The sequence below is a fragment of the Lactococcus taiwanensis genome (assembly GCF_017068355.1).
Lineage (GTDB): Bacteria > Bacillota > Bacilli > Lactobacillales > Streptococcaceae > Lactococcus > Lactococcus taiwanensis.
Map to the genome: position 1 here is coordinate 405,277 of NZ_CP070872.1, position 19,343 is coordinate 424,619.

General features: G+C 39.1%; 23 protein-coding genes. 17 read left to right on the forward strand and 6 right to left on the reverse strand.

The features are described 5' to 3' along the window. Nucleotides 1–130: 130 nt before the first annotated feature. From hflX to JW886_RS02145, 15 genes are all read left to right on the forward strand, one after another. Entirely contained in the window at nt 131–1,375 is a 1,245-nt protein-coding gene (gene hflX / locus JW886_RS02080; RefSeq protein WP_075525206.1) for a GTPase HflX, read from the forward strand. 27 nt (nt 1,376–1,402) lie between these two features. Then, on the forward strand, nt 1,403–1,717 hold the full coding sequence (gene yhbY, locus JW886_RS02085) for a ribosome assembly RNA-binding protein YhbY (protein ID WP_075525207.1): 315 nt from the start codon (nt 1,403–1,405) through the stop codon (nt 1,715–1,717). A gap of 40 nt (nt 1,718–1,757) precedes the next feature. Next, a complete protein-coding gene (locus JW886_RS02090; protein ID WP_075525208.1) occupies nt 1,758–2,357 on the forward strand; it encodes a nicotinate-nucleotide adenylyltransferase in 600 nt (199 codons plus the stop codon). After that, entirely contained in the window at nt 2,350–2,940 is a 591-nt protein-coding gene (gene yqeK, locus JW886_RS02095; RefSeq protein ID WP_205872180.1) for a bis(5'-nucleosyl)-tetraphosphatase (symmetrical) YqeK, read from the forward strand. Before JW886_RS02090 ends, yqeK begins: the two co-directional genes overlap by 8 nt. Nucleotides 2,941–2,980: 40 nt before the next feature. Further along, a complete protein-coding gene (locus JW886_RS02100; RefSeq protein WP_200406986.1) occupies nt 2,981–3,406 on the forward strand; it encodes a GNAT family N-acetyltransferase in 426 nt (141 codons plus the stop codon). 166 nt (nt 3,407–3,572) lie between these two features. Next, entirely contained in the window at nt 3,573–3,932 is a 360-nt protein-coding gene (gene rsfS / locus JW886_RS02105; protein WP_205872181.1) for a ribosome silencing factor, read from the forward strand. Nucleotides 3,933–4,021: 89 nt separating this feature from the next. Further along, nucleotides 4,022–4,756 carry a class I SAM-dependent DNA methyltransferase gene (locus tag JW886_RS02110; RefSeq protein WP_075525212.1) on the forward strand — a complete coding sequence of 245 codons (735 nt, stop codon included), beginning with the start codon at nt 4,022–4,024 and terminating at the stop codon, nt 4,754–4,756. Between the two features lie 94 nt (nt 4,757–4,850). After that, the gene (locus JW886_RS02115; RefSeq protein ID WP_205872182.1) at nt 4,851–5,966 is read left to right on the forward strand and encodes a nucleotidyltransferase; all 1,116 of its coding nucleotides are present in this window, start codon (nt 4,851–4,853) and stop codon (nt 5,964–5,966) included. A gap of 213 nt (nt 5,967–6,179) precedes the next feature. Continuing rightward, entirely contained in the window at nt 6,180–6,896 is a 717-nt protein-coding gene (locus JW886_RS02120) for a YebC/PmpR family DNA-binding transcriptional regulator (protein ID WP_075525214.1), read from the forward strand. A gap of 91 nt (nt 6,897–6,987) precedes the next feature. After that, a complete protein-coding gene (locus tag JW886_RS09840) occupies nt 6,988–7,263 on the forward strand; it encodes a hypothetical protein (protein WP_241003786.1) in 276 nt (91 codons plus the stop codon). An 8-nt stretch (nt 7,264–7,271) separates the two neighbouring features. Beyond that, nucleotides 7,272–7,637, forward strand: a complete 366-nt coding sequence (locus JW886_RS09845) for a GyrI-like domain-containing protein (protein ID WP_241003787.1) — start codon at nt 7,272–7,274, stop codon at nt 7,635–7,637. Beyond that, nucleotides 7,624–8,283, forward strand: a complete 660-nt coding sequence (locus tag JW886_RS02130) for a uracil-DNA glycosylase (RefSeq protein ID WP_200406990.1) — start codon at nt 7,624–7,626, stop codon at nt 8,281–8,283. Before JW886_RS09845 ends, JW886_RS02130 begins: the two co-directional genes overlap by 14 nt. 117 nt (nt 8,284–8,400) lie before the next feature. After that, the gene (gene rpsU, locus JW886_RS02135) at nt 8,401–8,577 is read left to right on the forward strand and encodes a 30S ribosomal protein S21 (RefSeq protein ID WP_075525234.1); all 177 of its coding nucleotides are present in this window, start codon (nt 8,401–8,403) and stop codon (nt 8,575–8,577) included. 122 nt (nt 8,578–8,699) lie between these two features. Next, on the forward strand, nt 8,700–9,518 hold the full coding sequence (locus JW886_RS02140; protein ID WP_205872183.1) for an HAD family hydrolase: 819 nt from the start codon (nt 8,700–8,702) through the stop codon (nt 9,516–9,518). 215 nt (nt 9,519–9,733) lie between these two features. Further along, nucleotides 9,734–10,930, forward strand: a complete 1,197-nt coding sequence (locus JW886_RS02145; protein WP_200406992.1) for a phosphoglycerate kinase — start codon at nt 9,734–9,736, stop codon at nt 10,928–10,930. 521 nt (nt 10,931–11,451) lie between these two features. Here JW886_RS02145 and JW886_RS02150 read toward each other — a convergent pair. From JW886_RS02150 to JW886_RS02170, 5 genes are all read right to left on the reverse strand, one after another. After that, complete coding sequence (locus JW886_RS02150) at nt 11,452–11,616, reverse strand: hypothetical protein (protein WP_205872184.1); 165 nt, start codon at nt 11,614–11,616, stop codon at nt 11,452–11,454. 282 nt (nt 11,617–11,898) lie between these two features. After that, nucleotides 11,899–12,072 carry a hypothetical protein gene (locus tag JW886_RS02155; RefSeq protein ID WP_155724359.1) on the reverse strand — a complete coding sequence of 58 codons (174 nt, stop codon included), beginning with the start codon at nt 12,070–12,072 and terminating at the stop codon, nt 11,899–11,901. A 21-nt stretch (nt 12,073–12,093) separates the two neighbouring features. Further along, nucleotides 12,094–12,738, reverse strand: a complete 645-nt coding sequence (locus tag JW886_RS02160) for a hypothetical protein (RefSeq protein ID WP_241003788.1) — start codon at nt 12,736–12,738, stop codon at nt 12,094–12,096. A gap of 115 nt (nt 12,739–12,853) precedes the next feature. Next, complete coding sequence (locus tag JW886_RS02165) at nt 12,854–13,678, reverse strand: Rgg/GadR/MutR family transcriptional regulator (protein ID WP_205872185.1); 825 nt, start codon at nt 13,676–13,678, stop codon at nt 12,854–12,856. A gap of 92 nt (nt 13,679–13,770) precedes the next feature. Next, nucleotides 13,771–15,150 carry a C69 family dipeptidase gene (locus tag JW886_RS02170; RefSeq protein ID WP_205872186.1) on the reverse strand — a complete coding sequence of 460 codons (1,380 nt, stop codon included), beginning with the start codon at nt 15,148–15,150 and terminating at the stop codon, nt 13,771–13,773. Between the two features lie 131 nt (nt 15,151–15,281). On the opposite strand from JW886_RS02170, the gene JW886_RS02175 reads away from it, so the two are divergent. Both JW886_RS02175 and JW886_RS02180 read left to right on the forward strand, forming a co-directional pair. Then, entirely contained in the window at nt 15,282–16,451 is a 1,170-nt protein-coding gene (locus JW886_RS02175) for a class I SAM-dependent rRNA methyltransferase (protein ID WP_205872187.1), read from the forward strand. Between the two features lie 192 nt (nt 16,452–16,643). Then, nucleotides 16,644–18,566, forward strand: a complete 1,923-nt coding sequence (locus JW886_RS02180) for a fructose-1,6-bisphosphatase (protein ID WP_205872188.1) — start codon at nt 16,644–16,646, stop codon at nt 18,564–18,566. 25 nt (nt 18,567–18,591) lie between these two features. Here JW886_RS02180 and JW886_RS02185 read toward each other — a convergent pair whose 3' ends face one another. Continuing rightward, the gene (locus tag JW886_RS02185) at nt 18,592–19,326 is read right to left on the reverse strand and encodes an MIP/aquaporin family protein (RefSeq protein ID WP_205872189.1); all 735 of its coding nucleotides are present in this window, start codon (nt 19,324–19,326) and stop codon (nt 18,592–18,594) included. Nucleotides 19,327–19,343: the final 17 nt, after the last annotated feature.

A 19,343-nucleotide genomic window follows, 5' to 3' on the forward strand; every position in this document is an offset into this window, starting at 1 on the left:
CTCTGTCAGTAAATTCTCAAATCAAAAGAATTGTGACAGCTGAATAAATAAATGAGCAGAGTTTGACTCCATAACAATTTTAGTCTAAACTCAGCTGACAAAAATAAAAAAGGAAAATTTTACTAAAAATTTGATAGATTTAGAAGAAAAACAAGAAAGAGTTCTCCTTGCTGGAGTGGAAACAGCTGAAAATTTTCAGGCTTTTGAGTCATCAATGATTGAACTTGCTGAACTGACAAAAACAGCTGGCGGCTTGGTTATTGACCAATTCACTCAAAAAAGAGAACGTCCAGATAGTCGGACAATGATTGGTTCTGGAAAATTAGAACAAATGCGTTGGGCGATTGAAGTGGGTGAAATTGATACGGTTATTTTCAATGATCGCTTATCACCAAGGCAAAATGTCAATTTAGAAGAAGCTTTGGGTGTCAAAGTCATTGATAGAATGCAATTGATTTTGGATATTTTTGCGATGCGTGCGCGCTCGCATGAAGGAATGCTTCAAGTTGAAGAAGCCCAGCTCAATTATCTTTTGCCTCGTTTGGTGGGACAAGGGATTATGCTCAGCCGTCAAGGTGGGGGAATTGGTTCTAAAGGGCCAGGTGAAACCAAGCTTGAAACAGATCGACGTTATATTCGCACTCGAATTGAAAACATTGATAAAGCCCTCAAAAAAGTTGAAAAAACAAGGGAAAATATCCGCCAAAAACGCTCGAAATCAGGAATTTTTCGGATTGGTCTAATTGGTTACACCAATGCCGGAAAATCCAGCATTATGAATGCTTTAGTTGGGCTTGATAAAGAACAATATGAGCAAAATGAACTTTTTGCGACTTTGGATGCCACAACAAAAGCAGTTAAATTGGTTGAAGACTTTACGGTGTCACTGACCGATACGGTCGGTTTTATCCAAAACCTGCCAACAGAGCTGATTAAAGCATTCAAATCAACACTAGAAGAATCAGCTAATGTTGATTTACTGATTCATGTTGTGGATGCTAGCAACCCTCACCATGAAATTCATGAACAAACAGTTTTAAAAATCATGGAAGATTTGAAATTGACAAATATTCCTGTGCTGAATGTTTATAATAAGATGGATTTGGTTAAGGAGGATTTTGTGCCTACCTTAGCCCCTGCTGTCCAACTTTCTATCAAATCTGAGGGTGGCGTGCAATGGCTGAAAACAGCTATTTTGGAAAAAATTCATGACCTTTTTGAACCCTTTGAAATAGAAATGGCTTATGAGAAAGCCTATCAATTACCTGAACTAAGAAAAATTGCCTTGGTCCAATCCGTAGTTGAAGGGGAAGAAGGGTATCAGATTAAAGGCTTGATTGCACCAGAATTGAGTTGGAAATTGAATGAGTATTAAAATTAAAATATAGAACGGAAAACACAAATGGAATTAAATGGAAAACAAAAACGTTACCTTCGTAGCTTAGCAGTTAATATCAAACCAATTGTCCAAATTGGTAAAGGGGGCTTGTCCAATGAGATTTTGACGAGCATTCGCTCTGCTTGCGATGCACGTGAGTTAATCAAAGTTAATATTTTACAAAACTCTGATGAAACAGCAGCAGATGTTGCAGAAGCAATTGAAGAAATGGGACTTGATGTGGTGCAGATTATCGGACGTAACGTCATTGTCTTTAAAGTGTCTGAACGCAAAGAAAATCGCAAAATCTCAATGGATGTAAAAAACTTGATCAAATAACATAAAAGATAAAATAATCATAAATGGTGTAGGTGAATGAATGGCAATAGATCTTTTGACGCCTTTTACGAAGGTTAAATTAAAAACAGAAGAAGCGAAAAAACGACGCGCAATCGGTCTTTTTTGGGGGAACTTTAACCCCGTCCATATTGGACACTTGACCATAGCAGACCAGGTTCGTCAAGCGCTCCACCTTGAAAAAGTCGTTTTTTTGCCAGAGCATAATACAGACGGTCATGTAGCAGCCATGTTAACGGCAGCTCTTGAAGGTCACCCAGGACTTGAAGTAGATGCTTGTCGCCTCAAAGCAAAAAATAGCGAAGGGATTTATCAGACTGTCCGTGAGCTTCATGAGGAAAACCCTGATTGTGATTTTTATTTCATTATTGGGGGGGACATGATTTCAGGCTTGGCGCATTGGGCGCATATAGATGAACTCTTGGAGTTGGTTCAGCTGGTTGGGGTACGTCGCCCTCGCTATCGTGCGGGGACATCTTATCCTATTCTCTGGGTGGATGTGCCGATAATGGATATTTCGGGTAATTTAATTCGGGAGCAATTGCATCAGGGTTATGTCCCCAATTTTTTACTGGCACCAAAAGTTTTAGATTATATTTTGAAAGAAGGCTTGTATGTTTGAGTTTTATCCGGAAGTGAATTTGTCACGTGAAGAGTTGTTAAAGCAAATAGCTACTGCTGTGAAACCTTCGCGTTTTCAGCACATGCTTGGTGTGGAAAAGGCTGCGATTGCTTTAGCTAAAAAATACGGGGTTGATCCACATAAGGCAAGTTTGGCTGGGCTTTTACATGATTACTGCAAAGAGGTGGACGATGAAACATTTCTTGCTTTGATTGATAAGTACGACTTAGATACAGATCTGAAAAACTGGGATAATAATATCTGGCATGGAAAAGTTGGCATTTACAAAATGATGGAAGACTTTGGTCTAAAAGATCCTGAAATTTTGCGAGCAATCGAGATTCACACGGTCGGAGATCGTGTCATGTCGCCACTTGCTAAAGTCTTATATGTGGCTGATTACATTGAAGAAGGTCGTGTTTTTCCAGGGGTGATCGAAGCTCGGGCTGTTGCTAAGCAAGATTTGAATCAAGCGGTGGCTTTTGAAACGATGCGGCTTGTTAACTATCTGGCGGAGCAACGTTTGACAATCTATCCGCAAACGTTGGAAGCTTACAATACTTTTATTGGTTATTTGCGGTAATTTTTGCTGATCGCTTGGTCAGTAAGAAGGAGATATCAGGATGATTAGACGAGCAAAGCAATCTGATAGTGCGGCAATTACCGCTTTGTCAGCCGTATTAGGTTATGTTATCAGTGAAGCAGATGTGATCAAAAATCTTACCCGACTGTTGCCAGATCGCTCCCATGAATTTTTCGTGTATGAAAAGGAAAATCAAGTTTTAGGATTTATCGAAGCGGAAACCTATGAGGCGGTGTACTCACCGGAAGTGATGTTAAATGTTTTAGGACTTGTGGTGAGCGAAGCCGTGCAAGGACAAGGGATTGGCGGGCATTTGTTGCAAGCACTTGAAGAACGGGCGCGCGAGCGAAACATTCAGGCAATCCGCTTAAACTCAGGTGTACAACGCCATGCGGCCCACCATTTTTACGAGCAGCACGGTTACACCAGCAATCATTCACAAAAGCGTTTCATAAAGATGCTCTAAAAAAGTGCAGGCTATTTTTGGTTGCTTGGTTTTTTTATGTTAAAATAAGAGGTCTAGGTCTGACACACCCTTGCGAGGTGGGTGGATTTAGTGGAAAAGAAAAGCAAGTCGCTTCGGGCGACAGTGTAGAAATAAAATGAGGCTCGTAAAGGGCTTGGAGGAAAATTTGGATTCAAAAAAATTATTAGAAGTGGTTGTTAAAGCAGCCGATGACAAAAAAGCTTTAGATATTGTGGCACTTGATATGAATGAAGTTTCAGGTATCGCGGATTATTTTGTAATCATGGAAGCAATGAATAGCCGTCAACTCGATGCTATCGCAGATAACATTGCAGAACAAGTTGAATTAGCTGGCGTGCAAGTTGCTGGACATATTGAAGGTGATGCTCGAACAGGTTGGGTCTTACTCGATCTTGGTGACATTGTGGTCAGTGTCTTTGGTCATGATGAACGTGCTCATTATAACTTAGAAAAACTCTGGTCAGATGCGCCATTGGTAGATGTTTCACAATATATCGCAGACTAATTGTCCTGATGACCTTGTCAGTGTGTTTAAAACTAATTTTTTTACTGACAGGTTCGTCAGTAATTTTTTAAAAGGGGAAATGAGGAGAAATGGCCTTTTACGAAGATTTTTCACGGGTCTATGATCAGGTCATGGATCAGGAATTGTATGATGACTGGTTAGCTTTTACAAAACGGCATTTGCCAGCTTCAACTCAATCGATTTTTGAGTTAGCTTGTGGCTCAGGAGCTCTATCGGTCCGTCTGGCTCAAGAGGGTTATCAGGTGACAGGACTTGATATTTCACAAGAGATGCTCACTTTAGCTAGTCAGAAAGCTCGCCAAGCGGGAGTTAAGATTGCCTTTAAAGCGGGAGATATGCGTGAATTGTCAGGGCTTGGTAAATTTGATGCCGTAACTTGTTATTCTGACTCGCTTTGTTACCTTGAAAACCTCGAAGAATTGCAAGCTACTTTTGATGGTGTCTCCGATTTGCTAGCTGATGGGGGAACTTTTATCTTTGATGTGCATTCACTGCATCAAATCGATGAAGTTTTCCCCAATTATTCTTATCATGAAAATGCGGAAGACTTTGCTTTTTTATGGGACTCTTTTGAGGGGGATGTGCCCCATTCAATCGTGCATGAGTTGAGCTTTTTCATTCAAGGTGAGGACGGTCGTTTCACACGCAAAGACGAGGTGCATGAGGAGCGGACTTATCCGTTAGAAGACTATTTAAGTCGCTTGGCGGCAGCTGGTTTTACTCAGGCTGTAGTTTGTGCTGATTTTACGGACGAAGCGCCCCAAGAAGATGCGAAGCGTTGGTTTTTTGTCTGTAAAAAATAACAAAATTACTGACAAGTGCATCAGTCGGACCACGGGTGCTGTCCTTAATAAAAATATTTCTGTCAGCTCTGACAGATTTTTTTAGAGGTAAAAAATGACTAAAATCACGGGAATTATCGCAGAATTTAACCCTTTTCACAAAGGGCATGAATACTTACTAAAGCAAACAACAGGTCTTAAAATTGTGGCCATGTCAGGTAATTGGATGCAGCGTGGTGAACCCGCTATTTTTGACAAATGGACACGTGCAGAAATGGCCCTGCAATGTGGAGCAGATTTGGTGGTGGAACTGCCCGTTACCGTTTCCGTACAGGCAGCCGATTTTTTTGCCGCCGGTGCGGTGGAAATCCTTTCCCAATTGGGGATTAATCGGCTTAGCTTTGGCTCAGAGACTTTAGTAGATTACAATGAAATTGCGCAAAGTTATGCTCACCATCAAAAAGAGATGGAGGCTTATCTACAGTCCTTACCAGAGGAGCTCTCCTACCCTGAAAAAACTCAGCAAATGTGGGGAAAGTTTACCTCCTTAAGTTTCAGTGGGCAAACGCCTAATCATGTGCTGGCACTCGCTTATGCGAAAGCTGTGGCAGGAAGAGGAATAGAACTAGTGGCCGTTCAAAGAGAAGGAAATTTCCATTCTTTAGATTTAGATGAAGGATTTGCTAGCGCCACTGCATTACGTCAGCAAATTTTGGGACTGACGGAGCTGTCAGCTCTCAAAAAATACGTGCCGGCTCAAATTCTTCACAACTATAACAAGCCCGCGACTTCATGGGAACATTATTTTGCTTTTTTGCAATATAAAATCATTTCCAATCCAGCTTATCTTGAGGAGATTTTCCAACTTAACCAAGAACTTGCGGTCCGCCTTCAAAGAGCTGTCAAAAAAGCGCATAACTTTACAGAATTGGTTGAGCTTGTCCACACTAAACGTTATACTAAAGCGCGTGTGCGTCGTCTTCTTACCTACATTTTGTTGGATATTCCACGCGATTTTGAAACACCACAAGGCATTCATGTCTTGGGATTCAGTGCGGCTGGTCAAAAACTCTTAGGACAACATAAAGCGCAGATGATTAGTAAGATTGGTCAAAAACCTTGGGATCCTCTTACTCAAAAAGCAGATGAAATTTATCAGCTGGGAAATCCAGAAGCCGGCGAACAAAATTATGGACGCAGACCCATCATTTTTCCTTCGCCAGTGAAATAAAACCAGTTTAAAAGACTTGGTCTCTTTAGTCAGATCCCGTAACTTGATAGACTTTCGGCGGGAAAACTTTACCGAAGTTAGGCTTTTTGTGTTATAATATTATAGAAAAAATCACGACAGGAAACTCCTGCCTTACTCATAAAAAAATTTTCGAAAGGAACACCACATCATATCGTGGTGGGTCATGTTAGTCATGACTAAAGGTATCATCCAATGGGACGTAAATGGGCCAATATTGTTGCCAAAAAAACAGCTAAAGATGGCGCTACATCTAAAGTTTATGCAAAGTTTGGGGTAGAAATCTATGCAGCTGCCAAACAAGGCGAACCAGATCCAGAGTCAAACTCTGCTTTAAAATTCGTTATTGAACGTGCAAAACAAGCGCAAGTGCCAAAACACGTTATTGATAAAGCAATCGATAAAGCTAAAGGTGGCGGTGACGAAACATTCGTTCAAGGACGCTATGAAGGATTTGGGCCAAATGGTTCAATGATTATTGCGGAAACATTGACTTCAAACGTTAACCGGACGATTGCCAATGTGCGCACAACTTTCCACAAAAATGGGGGAAATATTGGTGCTGCTGGTTCTGTCAGCTACATGTTTGACAATACAGGAGTAATCGTTTTTGCTGGTACGGATCCTGATGCAATTTTTGAAATTTTACTTGATGCCGAAGTTGATGTTCGTGATGTCACAGAAGAAGAAGGAAACATTGTTGTCTATACAGAACCAACAGACCTTCACAAAGGGATTGAAGCACTCAAAGCTGCAGGAATTACAGAATTTTCAACGACTGAATTAGAATTAATCCCTCAATCAGAAGTTGAACTTTCTGACGAAGATCTTGAAGTTTTCGAAGGGCTCGTTGATGCGCTCGAAGACGATGATGATGTGCAAAAAGTTTACCACAATGTGGCTAATCTCTGATTTTAAAGAACTGCCCTTTTTAAGGCAGTTTTTTTGTTAGAAATACTTAGCAAACATTTTAAACAAAAAAGACTTTTGCTATAATAAAAGCATGATAATGAAGAAACTGGATTTAAAAAAATTAGAAAAATCATATTATTATCCAAAAGACTTTGAAGTGATTAAGTTTTCAAGTAGGAACTACATCCTAGTAGCCGGGAAAGGAGCACCTAGTGAGCCAGCTTTTCAACAAGCGATAGGCGCGCTCTATTGCGTTGCTTATATGATTTCGATGTCCTACCGAAATCCTGAGTTTACTATTTCACATTTTGAACCATTTGTTGTGCCCCGCTTGAAGGCTTATGGACTAGTCAGAATGCACCAATAGAAGGTCGGGTGAAAAAAGAGGAGCTGATTTGGCAACTGATGATACGTATGCCAGATTTTGTGACAGCAGAAGTTGTCCAAACTGCTAAAAAGCTTGTTTTTGAAAAGAAAAAGCAGGAGGTTTCTGGCGTTCGATTTGTGGCAATGGCAGATGGTTTGTGCCTCCAAACCATACATCAGGGGACTTATGATAATGAAGGCAAGACTTTTGCTAAAATGGAAGCATTCGCCAAACAAAATGGCTTGACCCCTGTTCATAAAGCCTTTCACCATCGCGAGATTTACTTGAGTGATTTTAGAAAAACAGCACCAGAGCGATTAAAAACAGTTCTGCGTTTATTTGTGAATGAAGAGAGAGAAGATGAAAAAAACTGATTGGTCGAAACCTTTACGTGAGCGATTACCTGAAGATTATTTTCCTAAGATGCTCCAATTTATTAATGAAACTTATCAACAGGGAAAAATCTATCCCGCTGAGGATCAGATTTTTCGCGCCATTGAGCTGACAGCTCTGTCAGACACAAAGGTAATCATTGTGGGACAAGATCCTTATCCACAGCCAGGCAAAGCGCAAGGTTTGGCTTTTTCTTATCCTACTTCTTTTAAGGTTAATCGACCAGACTCGATTGTCAATATCCAAAAAGAGTTGTTAAGTGAAGGCTTTGAGAAAAAAGAGAGTGATTTGACTGCTTGGGCTCAACAAGGCGTCCTGCTGTTAAACGCCGTATTGACGGTTCCCGAGTTTGCTTCGAATGCTCATGCAGGTAAAATATGGGAACCATTGACAGACGAAATTATCAAGATTGCCTCCGATGATGAGCGACCAAAAGTTTTCATTCTTTGGGGCGGTTTTGCTAGAAAGAAAGCCAAACTCATTGACGGAAGCAAGCATCTTATCCTAGAAGCTGCTCATCCCTCACCGCTTTCAGCTAATCGAGGATTCTTTGGCTCGCAGCCTTTTTCAAAGGCAAATGAATTTTTGATTAAAAGTGGGCAAACTCCAATTGATTGGAGTAAGTAAAAGCACTTATCAGCTGATCAGCAGGCACCACGAGTTGACAAAAGTGGTCTAAATTTGCTATACTTGGAAAGTCGTGTGAAAGACCACGAAATCAGAAACGGAAATGGGGTGAAATCTATGTCTAAAACTGTTGTACGTAAAAATGAATCGCTTGACGACGCACTCCGCCGCTTCAAACGTTCAGTAACAAAAGCCGGAACACTTCAAGAACTCCGCAAACGCGAACACTACGAAAAACCTTCTGTAAAACGCAAACGCAAATCAGAAGCTGCTCGTAAACGTAAAAAATACTAATAAGCATTTTAATCACTGACCCAACCGTCAGTGATTTTTTTATTGTCATCAGAGACAAAGTAGCCGAGGCTTTTGCTTTTATTCGCTATTATTTTTGTTAAAATAAAGAAAAGGGGGTTAAGATGGAGAGCATTGAACATGTATTTACAGATTTAGATGGGACGTTACTGAATGATGCAGGAGAAATCACAGCCTATACACAAGCAGTACTCAAAAACTGTCCTCTTCCTATTAGTTTGGTTTCGGCTCGTAGTCCCCAGGCCATGCAACCACTTATCGCTCAGCTATATTTAAAAGCAGAGCAAGTGGCTTTTAATGGTGCCTTGATTTTTGATGAGAAGGGCCTTTTAAAAAAATTTTCCCTCCCTCTCCCTCTTACTGACCGTCTGGTCAGAGAAATTAAAAATCGCTACCCACAGGTTAATCTCAGCTATTTTACGGCGCAAGACTGGTATATTGAGCAGATGGATGAGCGCATTGTACAAGAAATGCAATTTACGCCTCAGATTCCTAAGAAGGTAGACCTCTTAGCGCATTTACAAGACTTGACTAAAAATGAGACTGAAGAAATTTTTAAGCTCTTGCTTATTCTCCCCGATGACTCTCATTTAGAGAAAGTAAAACAAGACCTTGAAGCGTTGAATCTCACAGAAATAGTCATTCAAAAAACTTGGACTTCTTATCTGGAGATCACGCTTAAATCCGCCCAAAAATCTAAGGCAATAGCTTGGATTGCACAGCAAAAGGGATTAAAAAATACAGCCTTAGCCGCTTTTGGCGATAATGAAAATGATTTGTCCATGTTAAGAAGCGTTGGACTGCCTATTGCTGTCGCGAATGCCAGCCTTGCCGTGAAAAAAGTGAGCCATTATATGACGAGCAGTAATAATGAGGAGGGGGTCGCAAAAGGCCTTCAAAAATATATTTTGCGTGAAACTTAACCTAAAAAAGTTACTGATGGGTCTGTCAGTAACTTTTCCTTTGCTCTAGTGGATCATCAACATGCCTGTTATAAGTAACCCTTTACAAAAAGAAAGTAAAATTCTTAAAACCAAAATGCCTGAATTTGTGATATAATTAACCTATCAATTTGAAGTGGAGAAAGGTGATGCTTTCTTCATCTCATCAAAAATATCTTAAAGGAGAATTTTTCCAAATGGCAAAATTGACTGTAAAAGACGTTGAACTTAAAGGTAAAAAAGTCCTCGTACGTGTGGACTTCAATGTCCCTCTTAAAGACGGCGTGATTACTAATGATAACCGGATCACTGCTGCGCTTCCAACAATTAAATACATCCTTGAACAAGGTGGACGTGCTGTCCTCTTCTCTCACTTGGGACGTGTTAAAGAAGAAGCTGACAAAGCTGGTAAATCACTTGCACCAGTAGCTAAAGCTCTTTCTGAAAAATTGGGTCAAGATGTTGTTTTCCCAGGAACTACTCGTGGAGCAGAACTTGAAGCAGCAATCAACGAACTTAAAGATGGAGAAATCTTGCTCGTTGAAAACACTCGTTTTGAAGACGTTGATGGTAAGAAAGAATCTAAAAACGATCCAGAACTTGGTAAATACTGGGCTTCACTTGGTGACGGCATCTTCGTTAATGATGCATTTGGTACAGCTCACCGTGCTCACGCATCAAACGTTGGTATCTCAGCAAACGTTGATAAAGCCGTTGCAGGTTTCCTTCTTGAAAACGAAATTGCTTATATCCAAGAAGCAGTTGAAGCTCCAGAACGTCCATTCGTAGCCATCCTTGGTGGTTCAAAAGTTTCAGATAAAATCGGTGTTATCGAAAACCTTCTTTCAAAAGCTGATAAAGTTATCATCGGTGGGGGAATGGCTTACACATTCTTGAAAGCTCAAGGTTACGAAATCGGAACTTCACTTGTTGAAGATGACAAACTTGATCTTGCTAAAGAATTGCTTGAAAAAGCAGCAGGCAAACTCATCTTGCCAGTAGACCACAAAGTGGCTAACGCCTTTGCTGGTTACACAGAAGTTAAAGAAACTGCTGACCAAAATATTCCTGCAGGCTTCATGGGACTTGACGTAGCAAGCAAAACAATTGCAGACTACAACACACAACTTGAAGGTGCTAAAACAGTTGTTTGGAATGGTCCAGTGGGTGTATTTGAAAACCCAGACTTCCAAGCAGGTACTGTTGGATTGATGGAAGCTATCGTTAAACAACCAGGTGTTAAATCAATCATCGGTGGTGGTGACTCAGCAGCAGCAGCAATCAACCTTGGCTATGCAGATAAATTCTCATGGATTTCAACTGGTGGTGGAGCTTCAATGGAACTCCTCGAAGGTAAAGTTCTTCCAGGGCTTGCAGCTTTGACTGAAAAATAAGAAATTTGGAAAAAAGTCCTTTAAGGGCTTTTTTTTAATTATTTTTTGCAACTCATTTTACTCGAGCTATTAAATCAACAACATAGAGGATGGGCAATGTAAAAAATATGAAAATTTAGTGAGTGAAACTCAAGGGAAACATCTTATTGTTAAATGTAAATATGCATAAAAAGTCATGAGTTGAACGACCCATTCAGCAATGGATTGGTCCGATATTTTTTGAATAAATTCATCTGATTTCCTATCTGGAATTTTCTCTCTCAAGTAATTAACTAGAAATATGATAGCCACCCAACGGATGAAAAGGAAATGCTCTTCGAGCATTTATAAAAAGACCCAGAAGGGTCTTTTTATGTTACCTAAAAATATTTCTACTTAAACCGTACAATTCAATCACTATCAGAAAATATGCTATTGTCCATATCCACAACAGTTTCGGACCTTTTTCAATTAATATTCTCAAAGGGATCATCGTTATGAATACAGGGATAAGGATTCTGAGTAATTCTTTTTTCATGAGTTTACTTTTTCTCTTTCTTAAAAACATAAGCAATCATAATAACAGTTACTAAAAGATATAAAATCCCCCACACCCAAAACAGTTCTGGAATTCCCTCTCTCAAGTAATTAAATACGAACATGATAGCCACCCAAAGGATGAAAAGGAACAGATATTTTTTTTGCATTAGAAGCACCTCCTCTATACCGTCTTCCATTGAGCTGGCGCTAAACAAACAATGGTCAGAAAAATATAGCTAGCATACCCTGTCTTAGGCGGAATTTCGTTATTCATGACTTCCCTCCTTTTTTTACAAAATCCGATACTAACCCCCAAACTGCAGTAACAAAGACTATGACTAACAGTACCTTTATAAGTAAGACGCCCAACTTTGAATAATCTGTAAATAAAGTTAGGATGACTGCCAACATTAAGCCAACTGTCATTAACAATCTATAAACCTCTATTGTCATTTTCTATCCCGAACTGAATTGCTCGCTATACCAACGCCTATTATGATTACAAGAATTCCCATAACAGAACTAAAATAAATATTCCTCATAAAATCCTGAATAATCATAATCATTCCAAAAAGAGCAACAAGACTGCCACTAATCAGATAGCCATATTTTTTTTGATCCATTTTCAATTTTTCACCTAATTTCTACGGTGTAGCAACTGTATATGAAAGAGCTACAAATGGGATATTCACTCCAACATCAATACGCTTAATCCCATGAGTAATAGCATATTTAACAGATGCACCAACCCCGGCTGAAATTAAAGCTACTGCTCCAGCTGTTGCTGGCGTTGTTGCAAATACTTTTAAGTACCATCCAACATACCCTGTAACATAAGCTGCGGCAGCCCAACTACTCATATTACGAGTCTTTGTGCCCAAATTAATATGCAATCCAACAAAGCCACGAGTACGAATAGGACTTGTTACAGCTGATGATGCATTATCAAGAATTGCTTGTGCATCAGCCTGTGATAACCCCAAATTCATTAAGTCACTAAGAGAAGCAGTAAAAGTTACATTTCCAGAACTATCTTTAGCATAGTAGTTTGCAATAGCATTAGCAACATCTTGTTGCTCTGAGGTTAATGTTGTAGTCGTTCCATCATCTGAGATTAATGTAGATAAAGAATCGTTTGATACAACAAAGTCTAATGGGAGAGATTCAACTGTCAAATTTGTTGGCGAATTAGTGTCAGTAATGTCATCCGCATTTGTAATAACTGGTGCAACTGTTGTAAGTAAAGTTGCTGAAGCCATAAGGCCTGCGATAATTAGTTTGGTTTTCATAAGAGATTTCCTCCTTTTTTATTTTGTTTTTATTTGATAAGCCTATTATAATTTATTTGTCAGGGCAATCATCAAAAAAGTCGTTGCGATAGCGCAACGACTTTGTAACATAAGACTATTTCAAAAAATGTTCATTTCTAATCCTATAAAATTTTTTTAAGCGCTCCTGTCCTAAAAATTCAAAGACATTTAAACCTTTTTGTATCAGCGCTAATCCGTATTTCTTATCTCCAAAATAATAATCATAGAATCCTAGAGCCATCTGCCGAACATTATCAAGATAGAGGTCAATTCCAGCTCGATTACGCTTTTCTGTCAAATCCAAAATATCCTTAGCTAAGTCTTGCTCGCCTCTTGAACAAAGCAAGACTATGGCTCGATAAGCAATTTGTAAGATTCGACGGCGATACCGAAAAATTCCATAATAATTTTTATTCTTTTGCTCAAAATCGACCATCAAATCTCGAATCGTTTCTGTATCAAGATTATCCAGAACAAAAAAAGCAACGGACAATTCAAAATAGCCCCATACTTTAACCTTTTTCAAAAACTGCACAACTACCATAATCTCCGTTTGACTCAACTGCTCAAATCTGGCTTTAGCAGCTAAAGATAAATAACCGTAACCTGATTCTTTAGCCTCCTGATATAAACTTCGAAGCTTCTTTTCATCTTGTGAAAAATCAGCTTCATCAATTTCAAATAAAAATTCTTCTTGAAAATCTGGAACAAAATTATTAATAACGAGTTCATACTCTGCTAAACTTACGTTCATTGTCTGAAGCATTACATCTACTTTTTCAAAACTCATCATTGACTGGCCACGCTCAAAACGACTTAAATCAGCTTTATCTACGTTACACTTTGCAAAGAAAGAAAGTGGGAGTCCCTTTTGCTCTCTAATTAACCTAAATTTTTCACCATATCCTCTAAAATTCATATTGTCATCCTCGAAATATTATTAACATTATTATACATTAAAATATCGCAAGAAAAACTATTTTAACTTTACGGAAATACTTATTGACTTTTTTAATCATTAAAATCAAAGCGAAGTTTCATGTGATTGGAACCAGAAATAACCATTTTACCAAGAAGTTCAGTTTGAGCAGTCAGAGCAATCTGTGCAAGTTTTTCGTTCACTGCTTCAAGTGATTGGTCACTTCCTTTGTCGGTTTCGTTTTGTAAGGCTCTTAATTTTGCCATTGTGTTGAGGTCAAAATTGTCTCTTTTATCGACATAGCCTTGGAAATTACTGTCTCCTAGAACAGCGGTCATCGTAGTCAACCAATACATTTTGGTTGGCTCAAAGTCGGCTTTTGTATCGCGATAACAAGGAGGGGTGTCTGCCACATGAGCATAAAATGGAACAAGGCTATTGAAACTGTTAGGTCCAAAAGCAAGCCAATGAATGCCAGCAAGCTCTTTGTCTACATTATCTCGAATTTGTAAAACATGGAGTTCCAAATTACGATTGAGTCCAATTGGTCGAATCAATTTTTGTTCTGCGGCGCTTGATGTTGTGCTGTATGGGTCATAAGCTGTATTTTCATAATGACTTGACATGACAAACTTAATTTCTTCAATGGAAATTTTGCGATTGGCATGGCAGATGAAAGGTAAATCCTGGTTAAATGGATCGTCATTTCCTGTGGTTTCGGGAGAAAAATAGTTTTGCACATACCAAGCGCGTGGATTATTGTAGCGCGTGTCTTTAATGGTACTTGAACCAAAAATATGACGAAGGTTATAACCATCAAAGTCTGGATTAAGCTTATTCTTATCAATGAAGGCTTTCAAACCGCTAGAACAAAGAGTTTCTGAACTTTCAAAATCATACCAATCGATATTAAGACGATTAGGGGCAATGACATAAGCGTCGTCGGGGATACGCATAGCTGCCCATTGATGTCCACCCAGAGTTTCTAGCCACCAAATTTCATCTTTGTCAGAAAAAGCCATTCCGTTTGATTCATAGGTTCCATATTTTTCTAAGAGTTGTCCCATCCGTTCAACGCCTTCACGCGCACTCTGGATATAAGGGAGAGTAATTGTTGTGAAATCTTCTTCACCTAGTCCAGTTTCAACATACGGGTCCAATCCCAAGATACGACTATTTGTCGTTGAAGTTTCTGTCGCAGTCATGGCAACATTTGCACTATTGATGCCAGCCGCTGCCCAAATCCCATAGGTTGAATCCGCATCAGGTGTAGAAGTATAGGATAGGGGATTTTCTGGTAAGTCAAATTCACAAGCTGTGGTGATAGAGCGATAGTGCTTGGGTTGATTTTCAGGATTGATGACAACGAAGCGTTGGGGATTAGGTTTATCTCCACCATCTTCGTTTCGTGCAATTAGAGTGGTGCCATCTAATGAGGCTTTTTTACCGACGAGAAGTGTTGTACAGGCCATGATCTAGTTCCTCCGAATGTTGTTTTTCTCATTATACTATACCTAAAGTTATTTTCAAGCTGGAAAGTCTAAGCATTAGGGGGAGAGGTGACTCCTTGACGATATCGGAAACAACTTGCTATAATAAGACCATGAAAAAAATTACCGTGCGCCAGAAAGCGGCGAAAAAAATGAGAGCGGGCTATCCACTTTTAGTAACTGAAGATTTACTGACAGCTCCATCAGATGATGCCTTCGTCCAGTTTTTTGATGAAAAAGGGCAAGCGCTTGGAACAGGTTATCTTTCAAAACAAAATAAAGGAGTGGGTTGGCTTTTAGCTACTTCATCGGTAAAAATTGACCATCATTTTTATGTGGAAAAATTTGTCAATGCACGCGCTTTACGGGCGAACTTCTATCAGGATGAATTGACGAACGCCTTTCGTCTTTTTAATGGTGAAGGAGATGGGTTAGGTGGCTTAACCATTGATTTTTATAATGGTTTTGCTGTCTTTTCTTGGTATAATCCATTTATATATAGTCAAAAAAAAGCGATTGTTAAGGCTTTTCAAGTCGTCTTCCCAGATATTAAAGGGGCTTATGAAAAACTTCGTTTTTCTGAGGCTACTTTAGAAAGTCAGCATATTTTTGGTGAGGAAGCATCTGAACCTTTGTTAGTCAGGGAAAATGGCGTGACTTATGCGACTTATCTCAATGAAGGATTAATGACAGGAATTTTCCTTGACCAAAAAAATGTTCGCGGGGCACTTGTGAATGGTTTAGCGATGGGGAAAACGTTACTCAATATGTTTAGTTATACAGGGGCTTTCTCAGTCGCAGCAGCTTTTGGAGGGAGCAGTCAAACCACATCTGTTGATTTGGCGAAACGCTCACTTGATAAAACGAGAGAACAATTTTTGGTCAATGGCATTGAACCGGAAAGTCAAAAAATCTATGTGATGGATGTTTTTGGTTATTTTAATTATGCCAAGAAAAAGAAATTGGCTTATGACATGATTGTCCTTGACCCTCCTTCATTTGCCAGAAATGGTAAAAAAACATTCTCAGTAGCTAAAAATTATGGCGAGCTTGTTAAAGAAGCTGTTGAAATTTTAGAAAATAATGGGACATTAATTGCATCAACCAATGCAGCGAATGTTTCGGATAAAAAGTTCCGTCAAATGATTGAAGAAGCGCTCAAAAATAAAGGCGTAAAATTTACCGTTTTCCAAGAAGAAAAATTACCGGCTGATTTTCATATTGCTGACAGCTTTCCAGAAGGAAATTATCTTAAAGTATTATTTATTAAAATCAAAAAATAATCTGTCAGTTACTGACAGATTTTTTATTACGCCAGTAAGTTACTGACCGCGCTGTCAGTAATTTTTTACGGATGATAGCGCTTTACTATCGCTTCGGACTATGATAAAATAGCAAAGATAGTCTAATAATTCTCATTTTTTTAGATGGAAAGTAGAGGGTAAGCTAGGTTAATAACTTATTTTACGGTATTTATGGATAAAAAATATTATCAATTACTGAAAGCACAATTTACTTCAAAAGAAGCTGTTTTAACTGAAATCATTAATTTAAGTGCGATTTGTGAATTACCAAAAGCAACAGAGCACTTTATGAGTGATGTGCATGGTGAATATGATGCTTTTAATCATGTTTTGAGAAATGGTTCTGGCAGTATTAAAGAAAAACTTCGAGAATGCTTTCCAGAAATTTCTGCGACAGAGCTTTCCTCTCTCGCAACCTTGATTTATTATCCACAAGAAAAACTAGATTTAGAATTCAACCGCCAAACTAAAGCGACATTTGAAAACGATTGTCGACAAAAGCTTATTCAGCTCTTAGCAACGGTTCAATTTGTTGGACGAAAATATACACGTTCAAAAGTACGCAAAGCTTTTCCTGAAAAATTTCGTTATATTTTAGAAGAATTAATCAATGAAGCTCAAGCTACCAAAGACAAACAGGATTATTTTGACGCAATTCTTCAAAAACTTCAAGACCTAGGCGAGCTTCCTAGCTTAATCATTGCCTTAGCTGATACTATTCGTAGATTGACAGTTGATCATCTTCATATTGTTGGTGATATTTATGACCGTGGCCCTCATCCGGATAAGATTATTGACCGACTGATGAAAATGCCTTCGGTTGATGTACAATGGGGCAATCATGACATTGTATGGATGGCTGCTTTTAGTGGCTCTTCTGTAGCTATGATGAATGTCATTAGAATTTGTTCCCGCTATGGCAATTTGGATATTCTCGAAGAAACTTATGGGATTAATCTGAGGAGCCTGTTAGCTTATGCAGCAGAATACTATCAACCTAGTCCCGCATTTGAGCCACGTCTCACAGAAGAGGGCTCCCTTTCTCTATCAGAAAAGGAATTGCTTAATCAACTCCAACAAGCTGCAGCGATTTTACAATTTAAATTGGAAAGTCAACTTATCATACGACGCCCAGATTTTCAATTAGCTCATCGTGATGTGTTACATAAGATTAATTTTGATAAGCAGACCATTGAGGTGGAGGGAAAAACTTACCCTTTAGAAAATTTTTCTGCGCCGACGATTGATCCAAAGCAACCTGAGCGACTCACTACAGAAGAGGAAACTATCGTTCATCATCTACTAAAAAACTTTAGATGCTCAAATAAATTACGAGATCATGTACAGTTTTTACAAGAAAAAGGAGCCATGTACCTGCGTTACAATGGAAATTTATTAATTCATGGTTGCTTGCCTTTGCATGAAAATGGTGATTTTAAATCTTTTAGACTGGCTGATAAGGCATACTCTGGAAGAGTCCTTCTCGACTTCTTTGACCAAGAGGTGCGAACATGTCTGGCCCATCCAGAAGAATCTACAGATTTGGCTACAGATATAATGTGGTATTTGTGGGTAGGGGAATGTTCTTCTCTTTTTGGAAAGACGGCGATGACCACATTTGAGCGCTATTATATTAAGGATAAAACAACTCATATAGAGAAGAAAAATCCTTATTATCAGCTTCGTGAACATCCAGAGGTTATCGTTCGTATTTTGGAAAATTTTGATTTACCGCAAGATGGACATTTAGTTAACGGCCATACTCCAATTAAAGAAAAAAATGGAGAAAACCCAATAAAAGCTGAAGGTAAGCTGATTGTGATTGACGGGGGTTTTTCAAAAGCTTATCAAAAAGAAACAGGTATAGCGGGCTATACCTTACTTTATAATAGTTATGGAATTCAACTTGTTGCCCATCAACCCTTCTCTACAGTAAAAGAAGCAGTTGAAAAAGGGAGCGACATCATTAGCGTAAAACGTCTTGTTCAAGAAGTTAAAGAACGTAAACGAGTGAAAAATACCAATATCGGTCAAAAACTCATAGAAAATATTCAAGATTTAGAATACCTTTTTGAACATTATGAAAGTTATTAAAAAAGTACCTAGACGGTACTTTTTATTATTTTACAAATTGAATCACAAGATTTAAGAGGATAGCACCAAGGGCTCCGCCAATAAGGGGTCCAATCACAGGAATCCAAGCATAACTCCAATCGGAGTCACCTTTTCCTTTAATTGGAAGGAGGGCATGCATTAGACGAGGTCCTAAATCACGTGCGGGGTTAAGCGAGTAACCTGTCGTAGCTCCGAGAGAAAGACCAATAGCGGTAATGATAGCACCCACGAGCAAGGCTGAAGTTCCGGATGATTTCATGATATCATATTGTCCGAAAGCTAAAATCCCTGCTGTTAAAATCATGGTCCCAACAATTTCACTGATTAAATTGGAAGGGGTGTGACGGATAGCTGGACCTGTAGAGAAAGTTCCAAGGATATCAGCTGGATTTTTAGTTTCTTCATAGTGGGGGTAATACATCAGGTAGAGGATAATACTTGCAACCATTGCACCAAGAAACTGGGCAATGATATAAGGAATAACAAGACTCCAGCTGAAGTTGCCAATCAAGGCCATCGCCAGTGTAACTGCGGGGTTGAGGTGTGCTGGAGACATGAAACCAGCGATAAATACACCCATCATGACTGCAAAGCCCCAGCCGAGCGTAATAGCTACCCATCCTGCTCCTGTAGCTTTAGTTTTATGAAGCACGACGCCGGATACGACCCCATTCCCTAATAAAATTAGAACGAAGGTTCCGAGAAATTCTCCTAACAATTGAACGATTTCTGAGTGCATTTTATCTCCTTTGAATT

What these genes read in the sequence shown, in the direction of transcription:
- JW886_RS02100 (WP_200406986.1), top strand. Translation starts at nt 2,981, where the DNA reads ATGATTAGACGAGCAAAGCAATCTGATAGTGCGGCAATTACCGCTTTG.
- JW886_RS02150 (WP_205872184.1), bottom strand. Translation starts at nt 11,616, where the DNA reads ATGCAAAAAAAATATCTGTTCCTTTTCATCCTTTGGGTGGCTATCATG.
- rpsU (WP_075525234.1), top strand. Translation starts at nt 8,401, where the DNA reads ATGTCTAAAACTGTTGTACGTAAAAATGAATCGCTTGACGACGCACTC.
- JW886_RS02110 (WP_075525212.1), top strand. Translation starts at nt 4,022, where the DNA reads ATGGCCTTTTACGAAGATTTTTCACGGGTCTATGATCAGGTCATGGAT.
- JW886_RS02155 (WP_155724359.1), bottom strand. Translation starts at nt 12,072, where the DNA reads ATGGATCAAAAAAAATATGGCTATCTGATTAGTGGCAGTCTTGTTGCT.
- JW886_RS02145 (WP_200406992.1), top strand. Translation starts at nt 9,734, where the DNA reads ATGGCAAAATTGACTGTAAAAGACGTTGAACTTAAAGGTAAAAAAGTC.
- JW886_RS02175 (WP_205872187.1), top strand. Translation starts at nt 15,282, where the DNA reads ATGAAAAAAATTACCGTGCGCCAGAAAGCGGCGAAAAAAATGAGAGCG.
- JW886_RS02170 (WP_205872186.1), bottom strand. Translation starts at nt 15,150, where the DNA reads ATGGCCTGTACAACACTTCTCGTCGGTAAAAAAGCCTCATTAGATGGC.
- JW886_RS09840 (WP_241003786.1), top strand. Translation starts at nt 6,988, where the DNA reads ATGATAATGAAGAAACTGGATTTAAAAAAATTAGAAAAATCATATTAT.
- JW886_RS02130 (WP_200406990.1), top strand. Translation starts at nt 7,624, where the DNA reads ATGAAAAAAACTGATTGGTCGAAACCTTTACGTGAGCGATTACCTGAA.
- JW886_RS02090 (WP_075525208.1), top strand. Translation starts at nt 1,758, where the DNA reads ATGGCAATAGATCTTTTGACGCCTTTTACGAAGGTTAAATTAAAAACA.
- JW886_RS02185 (WP_205872189.1), bottom strand. Translation starts at nt 19,326, where the DNA reads ATGCACTCAGAAATCGTTCAATTGTTAGGAGAATTTCTCGGAACCTTC.
- JW886_RS02115 (WP_205872182.1), top strand. Translation starts at nt 4,851, where the DNA reads ATGACTAAAATCACGGGAATTATCGCAGAATTTAACCCTTTTCACAAA.
- JW886_RS02180 (WP_205872188.1), top strand. Translation starts at nt 16,644, where the DNA reads ATGGATAAAAAATATTATCAATTACTGAAAGCACAATTTACTTCAAAA.
- JW886_RS02165 (WP_205872185.1), bottom strand. Translation starts at nt 13,678, where the DNA reads ATGAATTTTAGAGGATATGGTGAAAAATTTAGGTTAATTAGAGAGCAA.
- JW886_RS02120 (WP_075525214.1), top strand. Translation starts at nt 6,180, where the DNA reads ATGGGACGTAAATGGGCCAATATTGTTGCCAAAAAAACAGCTAAAGAT.
- JW886_RS02160 (WP_241003788.1), bottom strand. Translation starts at nt 12,738, where the DNA reads ATGAAAACCAAACTAATTATCGCAGGCCTTATGGCTTCAGCAACTTTA.
- yqeK (WP_205872180.1), top strand. Translation starts at nt 2,350, where the DNA reads ATGTTTGAGTTTTATCCGGAAGTGAATTTGTCACGTGAAGAGTTGTTA.
- JW886_RS02140 (WP_205872183.1), top strand. Translation starts at nt 8,700, where the DNA reads ATGGAGAGCATTGAACATGTATTTACAGATTTAGATGGGACGTTACTG.
- yhbY (WP_075525207.1), top strand. Translation starts at nt 1,403, where the DNA reads ATGGAATTAAATGGAAAACAAAAACGTTACCTTCGTAGCTTAGCAGTT.